This is a genomic window from Streptomyces sp. NPDC005925, from assembly GCF_040638805.1.
Lineage (GTDB): Bacteria > Actinomycetota > Actinomycetes > Streptomycetales > Streptomycetaceae > Streptomyces.
The window spans coordinates 1-7,758 of record NZ_JBEXVL010000057.1; the positions used below are offsets into that span (position 1 = coordinate 1).

7 protein-coding genes are annotated in these 7,758 nt (G+C 72.5%); 3 read left to right on the forward strand and 4 right to left on the reverse strand.

Features of this window, described 5'->3' with window-relative positions; translation table 11 throughout:
* Positions 1–211 precede the first annotated feature (211 nt).
* Positions 212–1,558 carry an MFS transporter gene (locus tag ABZ354_RS28425; RefSeq protein ID WP_358661567.1) on the forward strand — a complete coding sequence of 449 codons (1,347 nt, stop codon included), beginning with the start codon at positions 212–214 and terminating at the stop codon, positions 1,556–1,558.
* 105 nt (positions 1,559–1,663) lie between these two features.
* Positions 1,664–2,662 carry an ester cyclase gene (locus tag ABZ354_RS28430; RefSeq protein ID WP_358661569.1) on the forward strand — a complete coding sequence of 333 codons (999 nt, stop codon included), beginning with the start codon at positions 1,664–1,666 and terminating at the stop codon, positions 2,660–2,662.
* A 254-nt stretch (positions 2,663–2,916) separates the two neighbouring features.
* Here ABZ354_RS28430 and ABZ354_RS28435 read toward each other — a convergent pair whose 3' ends face one another.
* From ABZ354_RS28435 to ABZ354_RS28450, 4 genes are all read right to left on the reverse strand, one after another.
* Positions 2,917–3,948 (reverse strand): NAD(P)/FAD-dependent oxidoreductase, encoded by a 1,032-nt coding sequence (locus ABZ354_RS28435; RefSeq protein WP_358661571.1) that lies wholly within the window; start codon positions 3,946–3,948, stop codon positions 2,917–2,919.
* A gap of 11 nt (positions 3,949–3,959) precedes the next feature.
* Positions 3,960–4,478 carry an isoprenylcysteine carboxylmethyltransferase family protein gene (locus ABZ354_RS28440; RefSeq protein WP_358661573.1) on the reverse strand — a complete coding sequence of 173 codons (519 nt, stop codon included), beginning with the start codon at positions 4,476–4,478 and terminating at the stop codon, positions 3,960–3,962.
* Positions 4,475–5,563 (reverse strand): 3-oxoacyl-[acyl-carrier-protein] synthase III C-terminal domain-containing protein, encoded by a 1,089-nt coding sequence (locus ABZ354_RS28445; protein WP_358661575.1) that lies wholly within the window; start codon positions 5,561–5,563, stop codon positions 4,475–4,477. Before ABZ354_RS28445 ends, ABZ354_RS28440 begins: the two co-directional genes overlap by 4 nt.
* Positions 5,564–6,005: 442 nt before the next feature.
* Positions 6,006–6,845 carry a UbiA family prenyltransferase gene (locus tag ABZ354_RS28450; protein ID WP_358661576.1) on the reverse strand — a complete coding sequence of 280 codons (840 nt, stop codon included), beginning with the start codon at positions 6,843–6,845 and terminating at the stop codon, positions 6,006–6,008.
* A 443-nt stretch (positions 6,846–7,288) separates the two neighbouring features.
* Between ABZ354_RS28450 and ABZ354_RS28455 the strand changes: the two genes are divergently transcribed.
* Positions 7,289–7,636 (forward strand): DUF6233 domain-containing protein, encoded by a 348-nt coding sequence (locus tag ABZ354_RS28455; RefSeq protein ID WP_358661578.1) that lies wholly within the window; start codon positions 7,289–7,291, stop codon positions 7,634–7,636.
* The last annotated feature ends 122 nt before the right edge of the window (positions 7,637–7,758 follow it).

Sequence of the window (7,758 nt, forward strand, 5' to 3'; positions counted from 1 at the left end):
CCACAAATACACAACCACCAACACACAATAACCCAACACTACTCACTACCTATCCGCGACGCGGCGGCCGAGCGCTCGGCCGCCGCCTTCCGAGGCTGTTCCGTCCTCCCGCGCCGAACCCTTGACGCCCCCATGACCGGATCCTTAGTGTGCACGACCAGTTCATACGTATGCATTCCCCGTCCCCCCTCCCCGCGCGATCGGAGAAGTCATGTCCGCCGCAGCGCCCCCCAGCCAGGCAGCCGGCCCGCCCCGGGCCGACCCGCACCACCGGAAGGCGATACGACGAGCCATCGGCGCCGGCAGCATCGGCAATTTCGTCGAGCAGTTCGACTACGGCCTGTACGGCTACATGGCACCGATCATGGCCCCGGCGTTCTTCCCCGAGAGCGACAGGACCGTGGCGGTGCTGGGCACGTACGCGATCATCGCCGTCGCCTGCCTGTTCCGCCCGCTCGGCGGCACCCTCGTGGGCCGCTGGGGCGACCGGCTCGGCCGCAGGAAGACGCTGCTGTGGACCATCGTGGTCATGGGCGTGGCCACCGGCCTGATCGGGTTGCTGCCCACCTACCAGCAGATCGGCGTCGGCGCGCCGATCCTGCTCCTGCTGCTCCGGGTCGTCCAGGGCGCCGTCTCGGGTGGCGAGTACGTCGGGGCCGTCGCGTTCATCGTGGAGTGGGCGGAGCCGAACCGGCGGGCCTACTACACGTCGTACGCCTCCAACAGCTGCTTCGTCGGCATCCTCGCGGGCGCCGGTACGGCGGCCCTGACCAGCTGGGTCTTCGCGGGCGAGGCCCTGGACTCGTACGGCTGGCGCATCCCGTTCGTGCTGGCGGTCCCGCTCAGCCTGGTCGGGATGTGGCTGCGCCGTCACATCGAGGAGACCCCGGAGTTCGTTCGCGCGACCGGGGAGGGTACGGACGTCGTCGAGGCGCCGGTCCGTGAGGCGCTGCGCTCGCAGTGGCGGCCGATCCTGGTCTTCTGCGGGATCTCCGTGATGCTCGCGATCCTCTCCTACACCTGGGTCACGTTCTATCCGCAGTACCTGACCGACACGCTCGGCCTGCCGCGCTGGATGGGCCTGGCCTCGAACGCCATCTCCATCGCCGTCCTCATCCCGGCGCTGCCGCTGGCCGGCATGCTCTCCGACCGGATCGGGCGCAAGCCGATGCTGGTCACCGGAGCCGTCGCGTGCATCGTGCTGGTCCCGCTCGCCTTCCGGGTCGGTGAGCACGGCACCTTCGGGGCGGCCGTGGCCAGCCAGCTCATCTACATCGTGCCGGAGTTCTTCCTCACGGGCATCGTCACCGTCTGCGCGGCCGAACTCTTCTCCACCCGGACCCGGTTCAGCGCCAGCGCCATCGCGTACAACAGCTCGTTCTCCATCTTCATGGGCATCACGCCGTTCGTCGCGACGCTGCTGGTCAGCACGTTCGACACCATCTACGCCGTCTGGGCCTACCTGGCGATGGGCGCCCTCCTGGCCCTGGTCGTCGTGAGCGCCTTCATGACGGAGACGTACCGCAGCCACCTGGGCGCGGACAAGTTCGCCCGCTGACACGGCGGGAACCTGATGTCGGCCGCTCCGGCAGACAGCCTCCCCGGCTACTCTCCCGGCCATCAGGTGCATACGAATTCACCCCCCTACCGGAACGGAAGCACCATGCCTCTGGACCCCGTCGCGTACCTCCCCTACAAGGACCCGGACGACTTCATCCGCGAGGTGACCGACCGCATCTGGGTCGACCGCGACATCGCCTACATCGTCGACAACTACGAGCCCGACTCGATCGTGCACACCAGCCTCGGCACCGTCGTCGGCCGTGACGGTGTCATCGAGGGCAGCACCATCCGCATGGGCAGCACGCCGGGCCACATCGGCCAGGCGGAGGACGTGGTGTGGGAGGCACGCGGCGACGACGCCTTCCTCAGCTCCCACCTGGTCTTCTCCGCCGACGAGCACCTCGTGGACGGCCGCCCCGTCCGCATCCGCAAGCGCACGGTGGCCAACTGTCTGTACCGGCGCGGCCGGATGGTCGAGGAGTGGGTGGTGCGCGACGATCTGGCCGACTGCCTGCAGAGCGGCCTGGACCCCGCCGCGGCGGCCCGTGAGCTGGTCTTCCAGGGGTACGGCGGCTCCATGCTCGACGAGCCCCCGCACGACGTGCTGCGGGCCGGGGTCAGCGGTACCCGTCCGGACGAGTTCCGCCCCGAGTGCGAGATGGTGCTCGAGTTCATCGAGGAGGTGTGGACGCAGCGCCGGCTGAACAAGGTCAAGGACTTCATGGACCGCGACCTGTTCCTCCACACGATCGGCGACCACACCGTCATCCGCCCCGAGCGCTACCAGAGCGACCTCCTCACCATGGTCGGACCCTTCCCCGACGCGCGGTTCGCCGTCCGCGACATCCAGGCGAACCACTCCCCCCGGTACGGGGGCCTGCGGGTGGCCGTCCTGTGGACCATGCACGGCAGCTACCGCGGCATCCCGGCCTTCGGCCCCCTCACCGGGCGGCCGGTCACGGTGCTCGGCGTCTCGCAGTTCCTGGTCCAGGACGGCCGCATCGTGAAGGAGGTGCGCGTCTACGACGAGATCTCGCTGCGCGCGCAGATCAACGCGGGGCGCGGGGACGGCCCCGAGGTGGCGGCCAACATCTACTGAGCCCGTACGCCCGTACGCCCGTGCGGGCACCGGCGCGGGCGGGTCCGCCACCGCGATTCCGGTGATGGGCCCGACCGTGCGCGTCGTCCGCACCCGCAGGACGCCCGGCCTCCCCCGGCTGCGTCGGGAGCCCCGCGGGCTGCCCCGGGGTGCCGCCGGGCCCGGTGTCACGGCCGGCCCGGAGTCCACTGGGTGCCAACCGGGCCTCCACCGGGTGCACCTACCGAAGGCGGCCGGTGCCCCCTTCCCTCGTCTCACGTCCCGGCCGGGCGAGCCAGCGCGTCGACGGTCACGCGGAACAACCGCGGCAGCCGCTGCGCCGCGGGAACCAGCGCCGCCCGGACCGGGGGAAGTCCCGTCGCGCCGAGCAGCGCGTGGGTCAGCCAGCGGTAGCGGCGAGTGAGTCGCCGCCACTCCCGCTCGTAGGACGCCAGGTCGCCGCCGATGACTGCCCGCACCGCGGCCGGCGCCTGCGCGAGTGCCAGCGCGATGCCCTCACCGGTCAGCGCGTCGACGTAGCCCGCCGCATCGCCGACGAGCAGGACACGACCGGCGGTGCGCGCAGTCGTGTCCTGGCGGAGGGGGCCCGCCCCGCGCACCGGTCCGGCGGTTGCGGCCCCGGTCAGCCGCTCCTGCAACTCGGGGAAGGCCGCGAGGTGATCGTCGTAGGATCCGCGGCCGCTGGTGAGCACCGCGACGCCTACGAGGTTCTCGGCCACCGGGGTCACGTAGGCCTCCCCGGCACGGGCCCAGTGCACCTCGACGTGGTCGGTCCACGGGGCGAGCACGTAGTGACGCCGCAGCCCGTGCCGCCGCCGGTGAGCCGGACGTGGCCGGTGCAGACCCAGGGCGCGGCGGATCGGCGAGTGCAGGCCGTCGGCGGCGACGAGGTGGCCGGCGCGGGTGCCGTCGGCCACCACACCGCACTCGTCCTGCTCGACATGGTGCACGGCGCGCTGTTCGACCCGCACGCCGGCAGCCATGACCGCCTCGCGCAGCGCCCCGTGCAGCGCGGTGCGGCGTACCCCGCGGCCCGGGCCCGCGCGGAAGGCGGCCTCGGCCCGGCAGGGCCCGGCGACATACCGGATGCCCCACAGGTCGTGCCCCGACGGGGAGACGCCGAGCTCTGCCAGGGCGGCGACGGCACCGGGCATGAGACCCTCGCCGCACGCCTTGTCGACGGTCCCGGCGCGCTGCTCCCAGACGCTCACGTCGAGCCCCGCACGGGCCGCGTGCAGAGCCGTGGTGAGACCCGCGGGCCCGCCGCCCACGACGAGCAGGTCCATGCGCGTCTCCCTCAAGCCGGCCGCGCCAGGGCGGCGTCCTCGGTGCGGATTCGGGTGGCGAGCAGGCACGCGTTCAGCAGGGTGAAGGCGACCGCCGTGGTCCAGGCCGAGTGGATCAGCGGGAGCGCGAGCCCTTCGACGACCACGGCCACGTAGTTCGGGTGCGGGATCAGGCGGTAGGGGCCGCTGGTCACGCGCGGAGTGCCGGGCACGACGATCACCCGGGTGTTCCACTGCCGGCCCAGGGTGGCGATGCACCACCAGCGCAGCGCCTGCGAGGCCGCGAGGAGGACGAGCATGGTCCAGGCGAGGACCGGTACGGCGCCGGGTCGGCGCACCCACACCTCGACGAGCGCGCCGACCAGCAGCCCCGTGTGCAGTACCACCATGAACGGGTAGTGCCCCCGCCCGGACTCCACGCCGCCCCGCGCGAGGCTCCATGCGGCGTTGCGGTGGGACACGACCAGTTCGGCGACCCGTTCCAGAGCGACGGCCAGGACCAGGACGGTGAACAGGACCTGACCGTTCATTCTTCGCTTCCCGGGGCGCGCAGGAGTACGAGTTCGGAGCAGAAGCCCGGGCCCATGGCGAGCATGAGGCCGTGTGAGCCGGGCCGTGGCGGGCGGTCGGCGAGGGTGTCGGCGAGGACGTGCAGCACGGAGGAGGAGGACAGGTTGCCGACGCGCCGCAACGAGTTCCAGGTCACGCCCAGGGCATCCGGCCCGACCCCGAGGGCGTCCTGCAGCGCCTCGATGACCTTGGGGCCGCCGGGGTGCGCGACGTACCAGCCGATGTCGTCGTCGGTCAGCCCGTGGTCGGCGAGAAAGCCGCGTACGTCGTCGCCCACGTACCGGCGTACCAGGTCGGGAATCGAGGAGTCGAGCACGAGAGTGAAACCACGGGAACCGACGTCCCAGCCCATCGTGCGTTCCGAGTCGGGGTAGAGGCGGCTGCGCGAGGCGAGCACCTCGGGGCGGGCGGGCTCGTCGGATTGCGCGAGCGGATGGCCGGGACCGACGGCGACCACTGCTGCGGCACCGTCGCCGAACAGGCCGCTCGCCATGAGATTGGCGACCGAGGTGTCCCCGCGCTGGAGCGTGAGCGAGCACAGCTCGACCGACATCAGCACGGCGACTCCGTCCGGACGGCCGCGCAGCAGGTCGTGCAGGCGTGCGATGCCGGCCGCGCCGGCGACGCAGCCGAGGCCGACGAGGGGCAGGCGCACCACGTCGGGGCGGAGCCCGATCTGCGCCGCGACACGGGCCTCGAGGGAGGGGACGGACAGGCCGGTCACCGTGCACGAGACGATGTAGTCGACGTCGGCCGGAGTGAGGTCGGCGTTCTTGAGGGCGTCGACGACCGCGCGCCCGCCGAGCTCGACTCCGGTTCGGATGAAGACGTCGTTCGACCGGCCGAAGTCACCGAGTCGGGCGTACTCCTCCAGCGGGAGCACGCTGTGCCGGGTCTCGACGCATACGTTGCGGTGGAACCGCTCGACGACGCCGCGGTCGACCGCGCCCGCCACCAGAGTGGTGGCGAAGGACTCGGTGATCTCCTCCTGCCGGTGGCGATGGTCGGGCAGGACGCCGCGGACGCTGAGGATGCGCATGGTCATGCTGCTCGCTCCTGGAGTCGGCCGATGGGGCGGACGGGTGTGAGGAGGAGTCGGACGCCGGCAGTGACCGCCGCGTCGACGGCTCGGGTGGCGGGGAACTCGGGCGGCAAGGAAGGGGCGCGGCACCGCCCTCGCCGGACGGGCCGCCCTCCGCTGGGCCCCCGGTCCGGCGCGGCCGGGACGGACTGGGGGCCGAACGCGACCCGGTCGTCGAGGAGACCGCTGACGCCGTCGGCGTCGGCGTCGGCGTCGGCGTCGGCGTCGGCGAGAGTCGAGGACGTGCGGGGCCACCCCGTCGCCCCGGGCCTTCCCGGGAAGCCCACCCGGTCCAGGAGGGCCACGCGCAGCTCTGGGTGGGCGTGCCATGCGCTCAGGGCGGTAGCGGCGTCGGCCGGTCCGGCGTCGACCCCCGCGAGGTCCCGGTCGGTGGGTTCCGGCGCCATCAACCGGCCGCCACGAGCAACGCGACGACGTCGAGCAGGGCGATGGCCACCGCGGCCCGGAAGGGCGCACGGCCATGGGCGGCGTACGCCGGCACGACGAGGGCCGCCACCAGGGCGAGGACCCCCCAGCTCCATTCCGGAGGGGGCCCGGCGGGGCCCAGGAGGGCCAGCGGTGACGCGGCGGACAGCAGCACGACGGCCAGGAGGCGCGAACGGCGCTCGCCGATCCGATGCGGCAGGCCGCGGATGCCGGTGCGTTCGTCATCCGCGAGGTCGGGCAGCGTGTTGAGCAGGTGCGCCGCGACACCGAGGGCGGCGCCGGCACCGGTCGCCCACGGTGGCGCCCAGACCGGGGAGGGGCCGGCAAGGGTGACGACCGTGGGCAGCGTCCCGAAGGCACTGGCGTACGGCAGCCACGACCACCAGGTCGCCTTGAGCCACACGTTGTAGGCGTGGCCCGCGCCGACGACCAGGACTACGTTGACCAGCGCGCTGCGCCAGCCGGCGAGCGCGGACAGCACGAGGCAGGCGAGTGCGGCCACTACCAGGGCGCGCACCACCCAGCCGATGGGCAGGGCTTCGGTCACCAAGGGCTTGTCGGTGCGGCCGACGGCGCGGTCGCGCGCGAGATCACGCAGGTCGTTGCCCCAGCCGATCGTGAGCTGGCCGGTGAGCACAGCCGCGGTGACCCCGGCGGCGTCGATCGGGTCCAGGGCACCGCGGAGCGCGAGCAGGCCCGCGAGGGCGCCGACCGCCAGGGCCGGCCCACCGTGGGCGGCGGCGAGCAGCGCCAGGACCGGCGGTGGCCCCGGGCGCGCCGGGGAGGCACCGGCGGTCACGGACGCCGCCGTGCAGCAACCGGCCCGCGCGGCACCACGTCGTGGAGCCCGCCGAGGAGGGTGCGCGGGCGCGAGACGGATGTCCAGCCGTTCTCGGCGTCCTCTCTCATGCCTCGATCACCTCGGTGAGCACCTGCGGTGCCGTCGTGGGGCGGAGCCCAGTCGTTTTCCCCGCGCGTCGCTAGCCGTGTACGGCGTCGGAAAGCGCGAGTCCACGTCGAACCGGCCCAGGAGCGCGGAGGGAACGACGACTGCTCGCAGCGCCGCGCGGGGACGCGCCGGTCGGCTGCGTCCCCGCATACAACGACGGCGCCCTGTACGGGACACGGGCAGCCATAAGCGTACTTATCGGGGCCAATCTCACTCACGAGCCGAACGGCTCCCCCAACAGCAAGAACCGCACCGCCCCTGGGCCCGGCCCCACGGTACATATAATCGAACGCGTGAACGATATGTCGCGGCTCGAGCTGCTCCGCTTCACCCGACGCGTAGTGGCCCAGCAGGCGAGGGCGGCGCTCGCCCAGATCGACCGATGGATCGCCGAGGAAGAGCGACGCGAGACAGAACAGCACCGGGGCGAGAAGATGCGTCCGCCTCCCCCTGAATGGCTGGTACAGCACGGGCTCACCCGCGCGAACATCGACGCCGTGCACACCGGTGAGTGCTGGGCGGCGGCCAGGAGCGGCCGGTGCCGCCCGGCCACCCGGCAGCAGGTGCTGGACGCACTGCGCCAACAGGTGCCGGCCTGCACCCACTGCCGGCCGGACACGGCGCTGGGCATCCTCGACTAGGTGTTCTGTCCCGGGAGGTTGTGGACCGTGACAGGGCTCACGGCTGACCGATCTTGAAATGGGTGAGGGCCTTCTGGCCTGGTGTGGATTGCGACATCTGCACCAGCAACAGAAAGGCCCTC